The sequence below is a fragment of the Streptomyces hyderabadensis genome, assembly GCF_020404845.1.
Taxonomy (GTDB): Bacteria; Actinomycetota; Actinomycetes; order Streptomycetales; family Streptomycetaceae; genus Streptomyces; species Streptomyces hyderabadensis.
In genome coordinates this window covers 1-18,418 of the sequence record NZ_JAIOJZ010000091.1, presented here as the reverse complement: position 1 = coordinate 18,418, position 18,418 = coordinate 1, and the positions used below count along the sequence as shown (strand labels likewise).

Genomic DNA, 18,418 nt, shown 5'->3' with positions numbered 1-18,418 from the left:
CGGTGAAGGGCTCGCCGAAGGCCGACGGCACCGGGTCGGAGTCGGAGCACGAGCGGCCCCGCCACGAGGGCGAGGGTGCTCTCGCCGCCGCGCAGGCTCTCGCAGGCCCGTTCCAGGGCGGCCGACGAGGAGCCCCGGCCGACGGTGAGGCTCGGGCCGGCCAGTCCCAGGACCCGGGAGATTCCGGCCGCGCTCGCGTCCTGCGCCGGCGCGCCGACGAACACCCCGACCGGGGTGCCGTACAGCGTGGCGGGGACGACGGCGGCGTCCTCCAGCGCCTCCCAGGCCAGTTCGAGCAGGAGCCGTCGGCGCGGGCCGAGGGCGTCGGCCTCGCTCGCGGAGAAGCCGAAGAACTCCGCGTCGAACGGGGCGGATCCGCCGTCGCCGGTGCTCGCGCCCTCCTCGGCCACCGCTCCGGGGGTGTCTGCGCTCACCAGGTGCCAGAAAGCCGTGGGGTCAGTCGCGTTCGGCGCCCAGCACGACATACCGACGACCGCGATGCTGTCCACCTGAAGTTCGCCGCCGGACGGTTCTTTAGACACTGACTTCTCCCACCGGAACGATGCTGTCCGAATAACTTCTCCACACCGGTGGAAACCCTAATCAGGCACAACCATGCGCCGGTAACAATGTGTTCTGCCGCGCGTGAGGAGCGTCCTGTTACCGAGAGCGGTTACGGGTTGTCCCACGAGGGGGCCCGGCGGATCTCCACCACGGCGCACGACCAGGTGAACCCGGCTCCGATGCCCGCGAGCAGGCACCGCTGGCCCGGCTTGGCACTGCCCGACTCCGCGAGGTGGGCGAGGCCCGCGAACTGGTCGCCGGCCCCGAGGTGCCCCACCGTCCTGCCCCATGACCAGGTGGTCGCGGAGGCGTCGATGCCCCACGGCCGCAGGAAGGTCTGGGTGAGGCGGCGGCGCCCGAAGTGCGGCAGCACGAACCAGTCGATGTCGGACAGTTCACAACCGGCGTCGTTGAGCGCCCGCTTGAGCACCTCCGACTGGCTCGCCTTCACGCGTGCGACGCTGTAGGAGACGCCCACCTTGTCGATGAAGGCCTGCTTGGTCGCCTCCAGGTCCATCGGCTGGCGGACCTCGAAGGGTTCCGCGCCGAAGGGGTCGTCGCCCCGGTGCATCTCCTCCAGTTCCGGCTCGGAGACGGTGCACAGGCTGCGCAGCTGCGCGAAGCCCGGCCGGCGGGACAGGACGAGCGCCGTGCCCCCGTCGCCGTACACGGTGCCGGGGTCGCCGTGCCACCGGTCGAAGCCCGGTTCGCAGAACCGGTCGCCCGTGGTGAGCAGGGCCGAGCTGGTGCGCAGGCCGCCGTTGAGCATGCCGGCGGCCAGTTCCATGGCCGCCATGCCGCCGTTGGAGAGCTGGCGCACCTCGATGGCGGGGCAGCGGTTGCCCACCGCCTCGCGCTGGATGTAGGAGACGGGGGCCCACAGGTCGTGGCCCTGGTAGTACACGTCTGCGTGCAGGATCAGGTCGACGTCCAGGGGCACGGTCCCGGAGCGCCGCAGCGCCGTTCGAGCGGCCTCGGCCGCCATCTCCGGCGCCGACACACCGTCCGAGACGGCGACGGAGGCCAGGTCCGTCTGCCGTGCGAGCCGCTCGTCGAAGGCGCCGCGGTCCACCGCGTCCGTGACCTTGGTCCGCCCGGGTATGTGGACGCCCACTCCGGTGATGTACAGATCCTCGAACCTCATCAGCCCATGTCTCCTCTCTGCTCCCGAAGGTCCTGGCACTCGGACTCCAACGCCCGCCGGTCCACGACGTGGTGGTCGCGGACCGGCGGACGGCGAGGCGTTTCGCGCGCTGGGCCGATGCGGCGGGTCACGCCGTGTCGGCCGTTGCATTCATAGTGACAGGAAGACGTGTATTCAAGATGGAGGATGAATGGAGAAAAACGCCCTCCGGCCGGTAATCGACCGGTAATCGAAGGCAGTTCCGCAAGGGTGCCCGAACAATGGACACGCAACATTAACCTAACAGAATGGAACCTCAAGACCTGGAGATTCTTCGACAGTTTGTCAAGAATGAACTCGGCAGTGAAAACCAGCAGTTGGACACCCTGTCGGAAAAACCTCTGCCGCTGTACGAGGCCTTCGGCGCCACGGGGCTCGCCAACTGGTGGCTGCCCGAGGAGTCCGGAGGCCGCGGGTTCTCCCTGGAGGACGGCGTCGAGATCGTCAACGAGCTCGCGTACGGGGACGCCGGCGTGGCCTTCACCCTGCTCGTGTCGATCCTCGGCAGCAGCGTGGTCCAGCTCTACGGATCGGACGACCTCAAGGCCCGCTTCCTCGCGCCCATGGCGGCCGGCGGACGGTTCTGCGCCGCGCTGGGCAGCGAACGCGAGGCGGGAAGCGAGCTGAACCGGATCGAGACGGTCGCCGCACGGTCCGGCAACGATCTCGTGCTGACCGGGGAGAAGTTCTTCGCCACCAACGCGGACTTCGCCGACTTCCTGCTCGTCATCGCCAAGGCCGCCGAGGACCCGGACGAGTACCTGGCGGTGGTGGTCCCGAGGGACGCCCCGGGCATCGAGATCGTCAAGCGCTGGGACGTCATCGGGCTGCGCGCCTCGCACACCTACGCGGTGCGGCTGGACAACTGCCGGGTGCCCGCCGCCAACCGGCTGCCCGGTTCCGGGCTGCGGCTCCTGGAGACGGGGCTCAACGCCAGTCGCACCCTCATCGCGGCGACCGCGATCGGTGTCGCCCGGCGCATCCGCGACCACTGCATGACGTACGCGAAGGGCAAGCGGTTCCGCGGGGGCACGCTGCTGGACAGCCCGGTCCTGGCGCAGAAGCTCGGGCAGATGGAGATGCAGATCGACGTCATGAAGAGCCACTGCCGCCAGGCCGCCCGCGAGTACGACGAGATCATGGCGGGGCCGGACGCCGCCAAGGTGTTCTCCCGGAAGGGCACCCTGAAGTCGGCGCTGACCGCGAAGGTCTTCTGCGGCCAGGCCGGCTGGAGCATCGCGAGTGCCGGGTCCGAGATGTTCGGCGGCCTCGGGTACACGGACGAGCTGCCGGTCGGGAAGCTGCTCAGGGACATGCGGTACGTCTCCATCGTCGAGGGCGGCGACGACGTGCTGCGTGAACTGCTGTTCAGCCGCTACGTGGTACCCGTGTCACGTCGCGCCTGAGATCCGCGCGGCCCTCGGCGCCTCCAGCAGCAGGACCGAGGGCACCGCGTCCGGAGCGGTCAGCCGCAGCAGCTGGTAGCCGATGCCCGCCAGGCCGGTGAACAGCCCCGGGACCTCGGCCCCGTCGGGGGAGCCGCACCGCCAGCCCTCGTGGTCGGCGCGCCGAAGGCACGCGTCCAGCCGTACGGCCAGCTCCCCCGGCTCGGCCAGTCCGTGCCGCTCGGCCAGCAGCAGCAGTTCGAGATTGCCCAGGTCGCCGTGGCAGACGCTGTCGTTGCCGCGGCTCGCCGGGGTCGCCCGCAGCGCGGCGGTCACGTCCCGCACCGCACCGTCCCGCAGCTCCGGTGCGCCCAGCAGGCCGAAGCGCGACAGGGCCACGCCCGCGGCGCCGTGGCACCACGCCGAGCGGAACCGCTCGGCGGCGCCCTCGCGAAGGTCGGGCCAGTTTCCCGCGCCGGCGTCGAAGGTGGCCGCCTCGTAGTCGAGGGCCGAGGCCGCCGCGGCGCGGTACCGCTCGTCGGGGAGCAGGTCCGCGAGGCGGGAGAGGGCCATGACGATGCCCGAGGTGCCGTGCGCCAGCCCGGTGATGGGCCGCTCGCCGCGCACGCTCGCGTTGCGCCACGCCGCGCCGTCGGGCGTCCGCTCGACACGGGCCAGCAGATGCTCCGCGGCGCGTCGTGCCATGGCCGGCAGACGCGGATCGCCGTCGACGGCGAGCGCGGCGAGCAGCACCAGGACGCACCCGGCGCTGCCGCCGAAGACGTCGAGCTGCTCGTCCTGCGCGACGGCCGCGTCGAGCCGGGCCAGGACGGTGTCCCGGACGGCCGCGTAGGCACCGGCCGAGCCGTCCGAGCCGAAGGTCCCGCGCTCGTGGCTCAGCAGGAACAGGGCGCTCAGGTCCGGGGCGAAGGCCCCGACGGACGCGGCGTCCGCCGCCGCGCCGGGCTCCGTACCGCGCGCAGCGGTGACTCGTCGCACGACGTCCGCGGCCACCAGGTCGGCGAAGTCCGTGTACCGCCGCCGGCCGCCGACCCGGCCGAGCGCCCGCAGGAAGAGCCCGATTCCGGAGGTGCCCGCGTAGAGGTCCGCACCCACCGGCTCGATGTCGCTCACCTCCGCGGCGACCGTGCGCGTCCCCAGCCACCCGACCCGGTCCCCTGCCACGCAGGCCAGCCGCATGAGCCGGTCGCCGATCTCCTCCGCCGCGGCCAGCGCCCTTTCGGGCAGCCGGGCGGGGACGGTCCCGGAACTCCCGGCACGGCGGCGTGAGCCGGCGGTGGCGGGGCGGCTGCCGGAGGGGGCGAGGTCCGCGAAGGCCGCCGCGATGATCCACTCCTGCCGCTCGCGGTCGCCGCGGTCAAGACGGCGCAGGCGCCCTCGTACGACGTCCAGCGGCGCCTCGGCGAGGAAGTCGGGCACGCTGCGGCCGTTGTCCAGCAGCAGCACCCGGGCTTCCGGCAGCACCTGGAAGAAGGGGATGTCGCCTGCCAGCAGGGCGTCCAGCTCGCTGCGGACGATCAGGTCCCGGTGCGGGGCGCCCTGCCAGCCGGAGCACAGGCGGGCCACGCTCTGCTCGCGGTCCAGCGCGTCGTGCGCGAAGTCGGGGTGGAAGCTCTCCGTGAGTACCTGGCCGTACACGTAGGTGGCCCGGTGCAGATAGCGCACCGGGTGCCCGGCGAACCCGTCGAGGAGTCCGCCGGGCGCGAGCAGTTCGTCCCGGTGCTCCTGCAGCCATGCGTAGCCGGTGCCGAACCCGGCCAGTACCTCGGCGGTGAACTCGCCCGGGTTGATCAGGTCTCCCTCGGCGGTGCGGGGGCGGTTGTCGGCGCCCGGGACCTCCACCTCCCGCCTGACCAGGCGGATCCGGTCGGTACCCAGGTCCTGGGGGACGAGGACGGGCACCAGCCAGGGCTGTCCGGCGGAGCCGTTGATACCGCTCAGGTCGGTGGTCCTGGTGCGGCCCGGCTCCTGGCCGACCACCGTCTTCCCGGGCAGCAGGCCCGTGGTGAAGACGGAGCCGCGCAGTGCCTCCGCCGCCGGATCGGCCGTCGCGGGGGTGCCGGTGGCCCACACGGCCGTGCTGCCGCCCGCCGGGTGGAAGAGCGCCTCCAGGTCGATCAGCACGGGGTGGGCACCGGAGGCGATGAGGTTCTCGTGGTGCAGGTCGGTGCCGTTGAGGACGTGGACGAGACTGAGCAGGGCGCCCAGCCGCCGGTAGAACGCGGCCGCCTCCTCCGGCGACGCGCACGGCGCCGGCCGCACCAGTTCGACCCAGCCGTGGCTGCCCCGGTCCAGCACCCGCGGGGTGCGCAGGGTCAGGCCGCTGTCCTGGCCGAAGCGGTTGATCAGGGCGTTGAACGCGGTGTCCACGCCGAGGGAGCGGGGCTTGTAGACGACGGCGCTGCCGTCGGCGAAGTCCACCCGGGCCACGCTCTGGCCGCCCTTGTGCGTGTCGCCCTGTCCGAAGCCGACTGCGGCGACGGCGGGCACCCGCTCCTCCCATCGGGCGCCGGTCAGCGCAGGCCCGATCTCCGCCAGGTCCACGCGGAGGTGGCGGGCGAACCGCAGGCGGGTGGCGACCCACTGCTCCATCGTCTCCGTCACCCGGCGGGCCAGCACGGGATACCGGTCCCAGAACTCCGACCGGTAGCCGGGTGTGGTGAGCCGCCGCGTGAACGACGCGAACCGCTCGCGTGCGGTGGTGCCGGCCAGCGAGTTCCCCACCCGCGCCAGGTTGACCTCCAGGATCACGGCGGGGCCGAGCGTCATGTCGAGCTGCTGCAGGGGAATGTCCGCGCACAGGGCGTCGGCCAGCCCCTCGATCCCGTCGGCCTGGGCATCCGCCCGCAGTCCTTCCCGCAGCCGGGCCCGGGCGCGGCGCACCAGCGGTTCGGCGAGGCGCATCAGGGGCGGCAGCGAGTGCGGTGCGCCGTCCGGGTCGCCGTACGTCTCGTGGGCCTCGGTGAACGGTACGGTCCAGGGCGCGGGGAAGGCGCCGGGCAGCCGGGCCGCCGTGTCCGCCGGATCCTCGTCCAGGAGCCGCTGGAGCTGCTCGGGTTCGAGGCCCAGGGTGCGCAGGTTGTCCGCGCAGGAGTCGTCGCGGAAGGGCGCCATGCGCCGCCAGCCGGCGAAGCGGTCACCGGCCGTGCCGGACCGCGGCGCCGACGCCGGTACGCGCGCCAGGCGTTCCGCGATGTAGAGCGTCCGGGCCTGCTGGGCGGTGCCGGACAGCCGGGTGTACCGGCTCTCTTCCGTCGCCGACATGACGATCTCCTCGTGGTGGGCAGAAGCGGGCCCGGCGAGACGGGAGCGTCGCGCCGGGCCCGCGGTGACGAAGGGTCAGCAGCAGTGCCAGTAGCTGATGGTGAGGGTCTTCACGGCACCGGTCTTGGCCTGTACGTCGGTGCGCTCACCGGACAGGTCGGCGGTGAGGTCCACGCTGCCCGAGGGGTGCTCCGCGTTCGAGTCGAAGATCTCGCTGATGAGACCCAGAGCGGGGTTGGTGTTCATGCCGTGGTTCCTTTCGTCGAGAGGATGTACCTGTTCCCGCCGGCCGCACCGGCGGCCGGCGCAGCACTCGGGCCGGCCCGCCGCGGCCCCGCGGCGTCCGCTCCCGGTGCCGGACTCAGAGGACCTTCTCCATACCGCCGTCGATGAGGTAGTCGGCCCCGGTGATGTAGGAGGCGGCCGAGGACCCCAGGAAGGCGATCAGGTTGGCGACCTCCTGCGGCGTGCCCCAGCGGCCCGCGGTGATGTGGGCCATGGCCGGGAACTCGCGCGCGAAGTCGTCGAAGGAGTCGATGCCCCATTCCTTGCTCAGCCGGGGCCCGTACTCGTCCCACAGCGGGGTCCGGATCAGACCGGGGGAGACGGTGTTCACCCGGATCCCGCGGTCGGCGAGGTCGTCCGCCAGGCCCTTGGACCACGCCCGCAGGGCCGCCTTCGACGACGCGTAGAAGTACGGGCCCTGGCTCGGCCACCGGCCGACGCTGGAGGCGACGCTCACCACGGCCTCCTTGAGCTGCGGCAGCAGCGCCCGGGTCACCCTGACCGCCGAGTTCAGGTTGAGGTCGAAGCCGCGCTGCCAGACCTCCTCGGTGAGCCCGTCCAGGCCCGTGATGGGCAGGCCGGCCAGCCCGCCGACCCCGTTGACCAGGACGTCGACGCCCTCCGGGAACTCCTCGGCGGCCCGCTCGGCCAGCAGCCGGGCACCCTCGACGGTCGTCAGGTCCCCTTCGAAGGTGAGGGCGCCGCTCTCCTTGAGCTCCGTGGACACCTCCACGTCCGCGCCCAGGACGCGGGCCCCCTCCGCCACCAGCGTGCGGACCACCGCGGCTCCGATGCCCCGGCCGGCCGCGGTCACCACGACCGTCTTGCCTGCGTACCCGAGATCCATGGCTCACATTCCCCTATCGGTGTCTGAATCGCGTACTGCTCCGGAGCCGGCCGGAGCCGACTGCCGGGACAGCGTTTCGTGTACGCGCTCCTGGACCGCGGGGTCCAGCAGCGCGGTGGGCGGATCGAGCAGCCCGAAGACCCGCAGGCAGCGCAGGGCCAGCGGTCCGTCGAAGGTGGCCGCGACCTGGGTCCGGCCGACGAGTTCCAGCACCTCCAGCGTCTCGGCGGTGCGCTCGCCCTGGACCCCGGGGAAGCTGAGGTCGCTGAGCAGCGTCATGCCCCAGACCGGGTCGACGACCTGCTCGGTGAGCCGCCGGAAGTAGGCGTCCGGCTCCGGCGCTTCCCCGTCCTGTCGCAGGTGGTCGCGGAGCGCCAGGGCCTGCATCGCGGCGAACGCCATCCCCTGCCCGTAACGGGGGTTGAGACTGCACACGGCGTCGCCGAGCACCAGCAGCCCGCGCGGGAAGGAGTCCATCCGTTCGTAACGCCGCCGCAGGCTGGCCGGGAAGCGGTAGCGCCGCACCTCGGAGAGCGGCTCGGCGGCCTCCAGGACGCCGTGGATGTCGGGGGCCGCCAGGGACTTGGCGAAGGTGAGGAAGCCCTCGGGGTCGGTCGGCGGGTGGTCCCCGAGCACGCCGTAGAGCGTCACGACGGCGCGGTCGCCCTCCACCCGCTGGCAGGCTCCCCCGCGCGGGGAGTCGGGCGAGGCGACGACGTTGATGCAGACGTCCCCGGCGAAGGCGTCGGCGGGCGCCCGCACGATGCGGGTGGCGTATCCCACGTCGACCTTGAGCTTCTCCTCCTCGACCCGTCCGTGCCCCTGCTCCTCCAGCCACACCGGGGTGCGCGAGCCGCGTCCCGAGGTGTCCACGACGAGGTCGGCCGGCAGCTTCCTGCCTCCGTCGGTCCCCAGGAGCACCCCGTCGACGACGCTGCCGTCCGCGGAGAAGGAGAGCCCGGCGACGTCCTGTCCGCCGACCACGGTCACCTGGGGCAGCGCCGCCACGCGGGCCCGCAGACGGCGCTCCCTGAAGGTGCGGGAACTGATCACGGTGGACAGCCCGGACTCGCTCCGGACCAGCGGACGGCCCGCGATGACCCAGCGGACGTCCCGGGCGATGTCCGCGGCGTGGGCGCCGCCGGCCACCATCTCCTCGCCGAGGCCGGGGAACCACTCCTCCGCGAGCTGGTGGCCCCGGGCCAGGAAGTCGTGCGCGTGTCCGCTCTGCGGGACCCCGCGCCGGTCCTCGTCGGCGGGATCGTCCCGCTCCACGACGGTCACCCGGCCGAAGACGTCGGCCAGCACGCGGGCAGCGAAGAGACCGGCCGGGCCGGCTCCCACGACGACCGCGTGGCCTGCTGGGCGAGATTTCATGGCGAGCGGCTCCTCGTAGTCGATGCACGGCCTTCCGAGCTTCTTTTCGCAGCTGTCGGAAGAACGCAGCCAAACTAGGCCCACGCCGCTCACAGCACGCCCATCGCACGAGCACGATTCGATACGCGTACGGAGTTACCGACCCATTACCGCCCGCTGTTTCGCTGTCCTCCGGGATTCCCTAGGCTCCCGCAAACGTGGTGGCACAGCGGGCGCGGGCGGGTATCCGCGACCCCACACCGGAGGAGAGATTATGGACTCGGCAGCGACGGAACCCCAGCTCACCGAACCGTATTTGACCACCGTGCTGTCGAATTCGGGCCTCGGCGTCGAGTACGTGCGGGGCGAAGGAAACACACTCTTCCATGTCGGCGCGGACGGGAAGGAAATTCCCGTCACCGACTACTGCGGCGGATACGCGTCGCTGATCCTGGGCCACAACAACGCGGAACTCACGGCGCACGCGAAGGCCGTTCTGGACTCCGGGATCCCGGTGTACGCCCAGTTCTCACGGCACTCGGCGGCCAACCGGCTCGCGGTGAAACTCAACGAGATCGTCGCACGCGAGACCGGAGCCACCGAGCCCTACTTCGCGCACTTCGCCAGCACCGGCGCCGAGGCGATCGAAACGGCCGTCAAGCAGGCGGAGTTCGACCGCGTGCTCAAGGCGTCGGCGCTGATGAGCGAGATCGAGGCACATGTCGAGCAGGCCCGTCGGGCGGCCCGGGAGGGCCACCTGACGGTGGCGGACTCCGCCTACGGCAAGGTGCCCGCCCCCGCGTCGCCGGCGACGGCCGCCGGGTCGCCCCAGGAGGCCCTGGAGCATCTGGTGGCCGCCGTGACCCGGCACAACGGCGAGGTCGCGGACCGCCCGCCGGCGCTGCTGGCGCTGGAGGGCTCCTTCCACGGGAAGCTGATGGGCAGCGTCCAGCTCACCCACAACAGCGGCTTCCGCTCGGCGTTCGGCCGCCTCGGCGCCCAGGCGCACTTCGTCCCGCCGAACCAGCCCGACGTCCTCACCAAGACCGTGGAGGGCATACGGGCCCAGGGCCGCGTCCTGGACGTGGTGGTCACCGACGGCGTCGCCGACGTCGTCGAGCGCGACTACCCCGTCTTCTGCGCCTTCCTGCTGGAGCCCATCCAGGGCGAGGGCGGCATCCGCGTGCTGGACCGCGAAGCGGCGGAGCACATCCAGCGCGTCAGTGCCGAGGCGGACTGCCCGCTGCTGATCGACGAGATCCAGACGGGCCTCGGCCGCACCGGCGCCTTCCTCGCCTCGTCCCTGGTGGGACTGCGCGGCGACTACTACGTGCTGTCCAAGAGCCTGGGCGGCGGCATCGCCAAGAGCTCGGTGGTCCTGGTGCACCAGAAGCGCTACCGGGGCGAGTTCGAGCTGGTGCACAGCTCGACCTTCGCCAAGGACGGCTTCTCCACCGCCGTCGCGCTGAAGGTCGTCGAACTGCTGGAGGCCGACGACGGCGCCGCGTACCGGCAGGTCGAGGAGCGCGGCGAGATGCTGCGCGCGGCCCTCGACCGGGTGCGGGCCGACTACCCGGAGGTGGTCAAGGACACCCGCGGCAAGGGCCTGCTCCAGGGCCTGGAGTTCCACGACCAGTCCGGTTCCGCCGCCCCGACGATCAGCTCCGCCGCCCAGGGCGGAATCCTGGGCTATGTCGCCGCCGGCTACCTCCTGGGGGCACACCGCGTCCGGGTCCTGCCGACGGCCAGCGCGCCGAATACCCTGCGGTTCGCCCCTTCCCTGCACCTGACGCAGGAGGAGACCGACCAGCTGGAAGCGGCGCTGCGCGACCTGTGCTCCCTGTTCCGCGACGAGGACGAGCGACGCCTGACGGGCTGACGCTCCCTTCGCCCCCCACCGCCCACGGCACGCCGCCCGGCCCCCCTTCCCGGGCGGCGTGCCCGGCACTTTCGTGACGTTCACGACGTTCAGGGGCTGAACACCCCTGCCTCGCAAGGACTTTCTCGGCTTCACCTCTTGACGACGGCGGCGGCCCGGAGCACATTGGCCGCACTCTGAGAGCGCTCTCACCCACCTCCCCGCGGAGCGCGCTCGGGGCGTACCGCTTCCCACCCCCGCATCGAGAGGCGACCCCCACATGAGTCAGACATCCGGCAACCCGCCCAGACGCCGGACCCTGCGCCGGGCGCTGGTGGCCGTCGTCGGCACGCTCGGCCTGGCCGCGGCGGCGACGACCATGACGGGCCCGTCGGCGGGCGCGGCCGTCCCGCCGCCACCGTCCGGCTGGACGCAGGTCTTCGCCGACGACTTCGACGGCGCGGCCGGCTCCGGCGTGAACACCGCGAACTGGCAGTACGACACCGGCACCTCGTACCCCGGCGGCCCGGCCAACTGGGGCACCGGCGAGATCGAGACCATGACCTCGTCCCCGGACAACGTCTCGCTGGACGGCAGCGGAAACCTGCGCATCACCCCGCGGCGCGACGGCGCGGGCAACTGGACCTCGGGCCGCATCGAGACCAAGCGGGCCGACTTCGAGCCCCCGGCCGGCGGCAAGCTGCGGGTGGAGGCCCGCATCCAGGTCCCGAACGTCACCGGGGCGGCGGCCAAGGGCTACTGGCCGGCCTTCTGGATGCTCGGCGCGCCCTACCGGGGCAACTACTGGAACTGGCCCGGGATCGGCGAGATCGACATCATGGAGAACACGCAGGGCCTCAACACGGTGTGGTCCACGCTGCACTGCGGCACCTCGCCCGGCGGTCCCTGCAACGAGACCAGCGGCATCGGCGGCAACGCCCCCTGCCCCGGCACCACCTGCCAGGCGGGCTTCCACACCTACCGGGTGGAGTGGGACCGTTCGACGAGCGTCGAGGAGATCCGCTTCTACGTCGACGGCAACAACTTCCACACCGTCCGCGAGAACCAGGTCGACGCGACGACCTGGGCGAACGCCACGAACCACGGCTACTTCATCATCCTGAACGTCGCGATGGGCGGCGGTTTCCCGGACGCCTTCGGCGGCGGCCCGGACGGCGGCACCCAGCCCGGCCACTCCATGCTCGTGGACTACGTCCAGGTGCTCTCGGCCGGTGGGAGCGGTACCACGCCGCCCCCGACCGGCGGTGACCGCGACGCCTACAGCGCCATCGAGGCCGAGTCGTACGACGCCCAGTCCGGCACCATGACCGAGGGCAGCTCGGACTCGGGCGGCGGGAGCAACCTCGGCGCCCTGGCCAACGGCGACTGGGTCCAGTACAAGGGCGTGAAGTTCGGCTCCAGCCCGGCGACCCAGTTCAAGGCCCGGGTGGCGAGCGGTGCGGCCGCCGGGGTCAGCGGCCTGGTCGAGGTGCGCCTGGACAGCCGTACCAGCACGCCGGTCGGCAGCTTCGCCGTGGGCAACACGGGCGGCTGGCAGTCGTGGCGCACGATCCCGGCGAACATCGCCTCGGTGACCGGCACCCACGATGTGTACCTGACCTTCACCAGCGGCCAGAGCGCCGACTTCGTCAACGTGAACTGGTTCAGCTTCGGCCGCTGAGCGGCAATCGGCCCCCCGCAGGAGGGCGCAGGGGCTCCACGCACCGTGGGGCCCCTTCGTCGTGCGCGGACTTCAGCGCAGCTCCGCCCGGAAGGCCGCCGGCGTCTGGTCGGTGTGCTGCTGGAAGAACTTGGAGAAGTTCGCCGCGTCCGGGAAGCCCACGGCGGCGCCGACCCGGCCGATCGGCATCTCGGTGTGGGCGAGGAGCCGCTTGGCCTCCAGGACGACGCGCTTGTCGATGAAGCCCTTGGGCGTCTCGCCGGTGGCGGCGCGCACCGCCCGGACCAGGGTACGGCGGGAGTAACCGAGCGCGTCGGCGTAGGCGCTGACGCTGTGGTTGGTGGCGAAGCCCCGCTCGACCGCGTCCCGGAAGAGGGTGAAGGTGCTGTCCCCGGGCGCCTCCGCCCGTCCCGCGCGCGCCGCCTGCGCGGAGCCGGCCGCCAGGTGCGCGAGCCGCAGCAGGAACGCGGACAGCGTGTGGCGCAGTACGGCGGTGTGCAGGCTCAGCGGGAGTGTGGTCGCGTCCTCGTACTCGCGCCGCAACTGGTCGAGCGCCGCCGTCAGTCCGGCGAGCCGTGCCTCGTCGGGGTGGAGCAGCGGCGGCAGGTCGTAGCGGTAGAGGCCGGTGGCCTCCACGGTGGCGCGGGGCAGGAAGCCGGGCTGCATGGTCAGGACCGTTCCGCGGTACTCGCCCCCGGGCGCGAAGCGGTGGACCTGGCCGGGACGGATCCACAGCAGATCGCCCGCCGACGCCTCGTACTCGGCGAAGTCGATCATGTGACGGACCGGTCCGCCGGTGAAGAGCATGACGATGTGGAAGTCGATGCGGTGCACGCGGTGCAGCGGGGCCTGCGCGTGCCAGGTGCGGCCGGCGCCCATGGGGCCGACCTGGATGCCGACTCCGAGGAGGCTGAGATCGACCGGGAAGGGGAAGGTGCTGATCCCGTCGCCACCGTCTTGGATGTTTTCGTCCGCCATGTCCGTCTCGTGTCGTCCCGCCCGTGCGCCCCGGGGCCGGGGCGTGTCCCAGTTTCACCACAGGCTGGCACACCATGACCTTCACTCCCAAAAGTCAGACTTTTAAGTTTGAACGCGTCAGACCAGCCACTTCGCTCCGATCGAGGATTTCTTGAAGATGAGCACGCAGTCGAGCAAGCAGACAGTGGACAGCGCGGACCGCTTCGAATGGACCGAACTCGACCGGCGTGCCGTCGACACCGCCCGGGTTCTCGCGGCCGACGCCGTTCAGAAGGTGGGCAACGGCCACCCGGGCACGGCGATGGCCCTGGCCCCGGCGGCGTACACGATCTTTCAGAAGGTGATGCGACACGACCCCGCCGATCCCGAGTGGACCGGCCGTGACCGCTTCGTCCTCTCCCCCGGACACACCTCGCTGACCCTCTACACCCAGCTCTACCTCGCCGGGTACGAGCTGGAGCTGGACGACCTCAAGGCCTTCCGCACGCACGGCTCCAAGACGCCCGGCCACCCCGAGTACGGGCACACAGCAGGCGTGGAGACCACCACCGGGCCGCTGGGCCAGGGCGTGGCCAACGCGGTGGGCATGGCGATGGCCGCCCGCTACGAGCGCGGTCTGTTCGACCCCGAGGCCCCCACGGGCGAGTCCCCCTTCGACCACACGATCTGGGCGATCGTCTCCGACGGCGACCTCCAGGAGGGCGTCTCCGCCGAGGCGTCGTCGCTGGCCGGTCACCAGAGGCTGGGCAACCTGGTCTTCCTCTACGACGACAACCACATCTCCATCGAGGGCGACACCGCGACCGCGTTCTCCGAGGACGTGCTGAAGCGGTACGAGGCCTTCGGCTGGCACGTGCAGCGCATCGAGCCCGCCGAGAGCGGCGACGTGGACGTGCACGCGCTGCACGCGGCGCTGACGGCGGCGAAGGCCGAGACCGGCCGCCCCTCCATCATCGCCATGCGCACGATCATCGCCTGGCCCGCCCCGAACGCGCAGAACACCGAGGCCTCCCACGGCTCCGCGCTCGGCGCCGAGGAGGTCGCCGCGACCAAGCGGGTCCTCGGCTTCGACCCGGAGCGGTCCTTCGAGGTCGACCCCGACGTCCTCGCCCACACCCGCCGGGCCCTGGACCGCGGCGCCGAGGCGCACGCCGCCTGGGGCAAGCGGATCGCCGCCTGGCGGGACGCCTCCCCCGAGCGCGCGGCGCTCTTCGACCGGGTGGTCGCCGGGCGGCTGCCCGAGGGCTGGGCGGAGGCCCTGCCGGTGTTCGAGACCGGCAAGGCGGTCGCCACCCGGGCCGCCTCCGGCAAGGTCCTCCAGGCGCTCGGCCCGGTGCTGCCCGAGCTGTGGGGCGGCTCGGCCGACCTGGCCGGCTCGAACAACACGACCATCGACAAGACGTCCTCCTTCCTCCCGGCGGGCAACCCCCTGCCCGGGGCCGACCCGTACGGCCGCACCGTGCACTTCGGCATCCGCGAGTTCTCCATGGCCGCCGAGATGAACGGCATCGCGCTGCACGGCAACACCCGGATCTACGGCGGCACCTTCCTGGTCTTCTCCGACTACATGCGCAACGCGGTCCGCATGTCCGCGCTGATGCAGCTGCCGGTGACCTACGTGTGGACGCACGACTCCATCGGTCTCGGCGAGGACGGCCCGACCCACCAGCCCGTCGAGCACCTGGCCGCCCTGCGCGCCATCCCCGGCCTCAACGTCGTCCGCCCGGCCGACGCCAACGAGACCGCGACCGTGTGGGCGGAGATCCTCCGGCGCCACTCCACCCACCCGGCGCCGCACGGCCTCGCCCTCACCCGCCAGGGCGTGCCGACCTACGCGCCGAACCCCGATGCGGCGCGCGGCGGCTACGTCCTGGCCGAGGCGTCCTCGGGCACCCCGGACGTGGTCCTGATCGCCACCGGCTCCGAGGTGCAGCTCGCGATGGCCGCCCGGGAGGCGCTGGAGGCCGAGGGCACCGCCGCACGCGTGGTGTCGATGCCGTCCGTGGAGTGGTTCGAGGAGCAGCCCCGCGCCTACCGCGAGAGCGTGCTGCCGCCGTCCGTGCGGGCCCGGGTGGCCGTGGAGGCCGGGATCGGCCTGACCTGGCACCGGTACGTCGGCGACGCGGGCCGCATCGTCTCCCTGGAGCACTTCGGGGCCTCCGCCGACGCGCAGACCCTGTTCGCCGAGTTCGGCCTCACCGCCGAGCACGTGGCCGCCGCCGCCCGGGAATCCCTGGCCGCCGTCCGCGGCTGATCCCACCGGATCCCACCCCGATCCGATCGCAGAAAGAGAAGATGATCACTGTGACCGAAGCAACCGCCACCGCGGGAGCACTGCAGCGCCTGGCCGACCAGGGCGTGTCCGTCTGGCTCGACGACCTGTCGCGGCGGCGGATCGAGTCCGGCAACCTCGCCGAGCTGATCCGGACGAAGAACGTCGTCGGCGTCACCACCAACCCGTCGATCTTCCAGGCCGCCATCGGCTCCGGCGAGGGCTACGAGGAGCAGCTCGCCGACCTCGCCACCCGGGGCGTCACCGTGGACGAGGCGGTCCGCATGATGACCACCGCCGACGTCCGCGCCGCCGCCGACGTGCTGCGCGGGGTGTACGAGGCCACCGGCGGGCGTGACGGCCGGGTCTCCATCGAGGTCGACCCCCGGCTCGCCCACGACACGGCGGCCACCGTCGCCGAGGCGCGTCAGCTGGCCTGGCTGGTCGACCGCCCCAACGTGATGATCAAGATCCCGGCGACCAAGGCCGGTCTCCCGGCGATCACCGAGGTCATCGGCGCCGGCATCAGCGTCAACGTCACGCTGATCTTCTCCCTGGAGCGCTACCGCGAGGTCATGGACGCCTACCTCGCCGGCCTGGAGAAGGCCCAGGCGGCCGGGACCGACCTGGCCGGCATCCACTCGGTCGCGTCCTTCTTCGTCTCCCGCGTCGACAGCGAGATCGACAAGCGCCTGTCCCTGCTGGGCACCGACGAGGCGCTCGGCCTGCGCGGCAAGGCGGCGCTGGCCAACGCGCGACTGGCCTACGAGGCGTACGAGACCGTCTTCGCGGGCGACCGCTTCACCGCCCTCGCCGGGGCCCGCGCCAACCCGCAGCGCCCCCTGTGGGCGTCCACCGGTGTGAAGGACCCGGCATTCCGGGACACCCTGTACGTGGAGGAGCTGGTCGCTCCCGGCACCGTGAACACGATGCCGGAGGCCACCCTGGACGCCGCCGCCGATCACGGCGAGGTCCGGGGCGACACCGTCACCGGCGGGTACGCCCAGGCCCGGGCCGACCTCGCGGCGGTGGAGCGGCTCGGCGTGTCGTACGACGAGGTGGTGGAGCAGTTGGAGCGAGAGGGCGTGGCGAAGTTCGAGGCGGCCTGGGACGACCTGCTCACCGCCGTGACGAAGTCCCTCGACAGCAAGGGAGTTGACGGGGAATGAGCGAGGAGCTTCCCGCTGGGGCGGCCCAGGAGACCAAGGCGACGAAGGAGGCCCGGACGGCCCGGGAGGCGGCGGGACCGCTGCACGCCGAGGAGGCCGAGGGGGCCCCCGCCACCCGGGCGGCGAAGGCGTCCGGACGGGCGAAGGCTCCCCGGGGCGCGAAGAAGTCCGCGACGGACCGCGCCGCCCAGGAGGCGAAGGGCAAGGGGGAGGGCGTCGAGCCGGTGGCACCGCTCGACTGGAGCAACCCGCTGCGTGATCCCCAGGACCGCCGTCTGCCCCGGATCGCGGGCCCCTCCGGGCTGGTCATCTTCGGCGTGACCGGCGACCTGTCCCGCCGCAAGCTGATGCCGGCCGTGTACGACCTGGCCAACCGCGGCCTGCTGCCGCCGGGCTTCTCGCTGGTCGGCTTCGCCCGCCGGGACTGGGAGGACCAGGACTTCGCCGAGGTCGTGCACGACGCGGTCAAGGAGCACGCGCGCACGCCGTTCCGCGAGGAGGTCTGGCAGCAGCTCTCCGAGGGCATGCGCTTCATCCCCGGCGACTTCGACGACGACCAGGCGTTCGAACAGCTGCGCAAGGCCGTCGACGAGCTGGACGCCTCCCGCGGCACCAGCGGCAACTACGCCTTCTACCTCTCCGTGCCGCCGAAGTTCTTCCCCAAGGTCGTCCAGCAGCTCAAGAAGCACGGACTGACCGACGCCCCGGACGGCTCCTGGCGCCGCGCGGTCATCGAGAAGCCGTTCGGCCACGACCTGGACAGCGCCCGCGACCTGAACGCGCTGGTGCACGAGGTCTTCGACCCGGAGCAGGTCTTCCGCATCGACCACTACCTGGGCAAGGAGACCGTCCAGAACATCCTGGCGCTGCGCTTCGCCAACCAGATGTACGAGCCGATCTGGAACCGGTCCTACGTGGACCACGTGCAGATCACCATGGCCGAGGACATCGGCATCGGCGGCCGGGCCGGCTACTACGACGGCATCGGCGCGGCGCGCGACGTCATCCAGAACCACCTGCTCCAGCTGATGGCGCTGACCGCCATGGAGGAGCCGGCCGCCTTCGACGCGCGGTCGCTGCTCACCGAGAAGCTGAAGGTGCTGCGGGCCGTGCGGCTGCCGGACGACCTGGGCGCGCACACCGTGCGCGGGCAGTACGCGGGCGGCTGGCAGGGCGGCGCGCAGGTGCCGGGCTACCTGGAGGAGGAGGGCATCGACCCGGCCTCCACCACCGACACCTACGCGGCGATCAAGCTCGGCATCGACAACCGCCGCTGGGCCGGGGTGCCCTTCTACCTGCGCACCGGCAAGCGCCTGGGCCGCCGGGTCACGGAGATCGCGGTGGTCTTCCAGCGCGCCCCGCACTCCCCCTTCGACTCCACCGCCACCGAGGAGCTGGGCGAGAACGCGATCGTGATCCGCGTCCAGCCCGACGAGGGCATGACGGTGCGCTTCGGCTCAAAGGTGCCGGGCACCTCGATGGAGATCCGGGACGTGTCCATGGACTTCGCCTACGGCGAGTCCTTCACGGAGTCCAGCCCGGAGGCGTACGAACG

General features: G+C 72.1%; 13 protein-coding genes. 6 read left to right on the top strand and 7 right to left on the bottom strand.

Going from position 1 to position 18,418, the window contains the following annotated elements; translation table 11 throughout:
- Positions 1–485: beta-ketoacyl synthase N-terminal-like domain-containing protein (locus tag K7854_RS35725; protein WP_264088152.1), on the bottom strand; the 485-nt coding region annotated here is incomplete at its 3' end.
- Between the two features lie 188 nt (positions 486–673).
- The gene (locus K7854_RS35720) at positions 674–1,708 is read right to left on the bottom strand and encodes a ketoacyl-ACP synthase III family protein (protein WP_226030718.1); all 1,035 of its coding nucleotides are present in this window, start codon (positions 1,706–1,708) and stop codon (positions 674–676) included.
- 287 nt (positions 1,709–1,995) lie between these two features.
- Here K7854_RS35720 and K7854_RS35715 point away from each other — a divergent pair, with 287 nt between their 5' ends.
- Positions 1,996–3,153: an acyl-CoA dehydrogenase family protein gene (locus K7854_RS35715; RefSeq protein WP_226030717.1), complete on the top strand. Its 1,158-nt coding sequence runs from the start codon at positions 1,996–1,998 to the stop codon at positions 3,151–3,153.
- Here the strand turns inward: K7854_RS35715 and K7854_RS35710 are convergent.
- The 4 genes from K7854_RS35710 to K7854_RS35695 all read right to left on the bottom strand — a co-directional run bounded on the left by K7854_RS35710 (position 3,139) and on the right by K7854_RS35695 (position 8,926).
- Positions 3,139–6,417, bottom strand: coding sequence for a type 2 lanthipeptide synthetase LanM family protein (locus tag K7854_RS35710; RefSeq protein ID WP_226030716.1), 3,279 nt, complete (start codon positions 6,415–6,417; stop codon positions 3,139–3,141). The two genes, K7854_RS35715 and K7854_RS35710, sit on opposite strands and share 15 nt — an antisense overlap.
- 75 nt (positions 6,418–6,492) lie before the next feature.
- A complete protein-coding gene (locus K7854_RS35705; protein ID WP_226030715.1) occupies positions 6,493–6,663 on the bottom strand; it encodes a hypothetical protein in 171 nt (56 codons plus the stop codon).
- Between the two features lie 115 nt (positions 6,664–6,778).
- The gene (locus tag K7854_RS35700) at positions 6,779–7,549 is read right to left on the bottom strand and encodes an SDR family NAD(P)-dependent oxidoreductase (RefSeq protein ID WP_226030714.1); all 771 of its coding nucleotides are present in this window, start codon (positions 7,547–7,549) and stop codon (positions 6,779–6,781) included.
- 3 nt (positions 7,550–7,552) lie between these two features.
- Positions 7,553–8,926 (bottom strand): FAD-dependent oxidoreductase, encoded by a 1,374-nt coding sequence (locus K7854_RS35695; protein WP_226030713.1) that lies wholly within the window; start codon positions 8,924–8,926, stop codon positions 7,553–7,555.
- A gap of 253 nt (positions 8,927–9,179) precedes the next feature.
- Between K7854_RS35695 and K7854_RS35690 the strand changes: the two genes are divergently transcribed.
- Both K7854_RS35690 and K7854_RS35685 read left to right on the top strand, forming a co-directional pair.
- Positions 9,180–10,784: an aspartate aminotransferase family protein gene (locus K7854_RS35690; RefSeq protein WP_226030712.1), complete on the top strand. Its 1,605-nt coding sequence runs from the start codon at positions 9,180–9,182 to the stop codon at positions 10,782–10,784.
- A 259-nt stretch (positions 10,785–11,043) separates the two neighbouring features.
- Entirely contained in the window at positions 11,044–12,444 is a 1,401-nt protein-coding gene (locus tag K7854_RS35685; RefSeq protein ID WP_226030711.1) for a glycoside hydrolase family 16 protein, read from the top strand.
- Positions 12,445–12,516: 72 nt separating this feature from the next.
- Here K7854_RS35685 and K7854_RS35680 read toward each other — a convergent pair whose 3' ends face one another.
- Positions 12,517–13,422 carry a helix-turn-helix transcriptional regulator gene (locus K7854_RS35680; protein WP_226030710.1) on the bottom strand — a complete coding sequence of 302 codons (906 nt, stop codon included), beginning with the start codon at positions 13,420–13,422 and terminating at the stop codon, positions 12,517–12,519.
- Positions 13,423–13,579: 157 nt separating this feature from the next.
- On the opposite strand from K7854_RS35680, the gene tkt reads away from it, so the two are divergent.
- From tkt to zwf, 3 genes are all read left to right on the top strand, one after another.
- The gene (tkt, locus tag K7854_RS35675; protein ID WP_226030709.1) at positions 13,580–15,676 is read left to right on the top strand and encodes a transketolase; all 2,097 of its coding nucleotides are present in this window, start codon (positions 13,580–13,582) and stop codon (positions 15,674–15,676) included.
- Positions 15,677–15,717: 41 nt separating this feature from the next.
- Entirely contained in the window at positions 15,718–16,863 is a 1,146-nt protein-coding gene (tal, locus tag K7854_RS35670) for a transaldolase (protein WP_226030708.1), read from the top strand.
- The coding region (gene zwf / locus K7854_RS35665; RefSeq protein ID WP_226030707.1) for a glucose-6-phosphate dehydrogenase at positions 16,860–18,418 on the top strand (1,559 nt) is incomplete at its 3' end. The genes tal and zwf, both read left to right, overlap by 4 nt.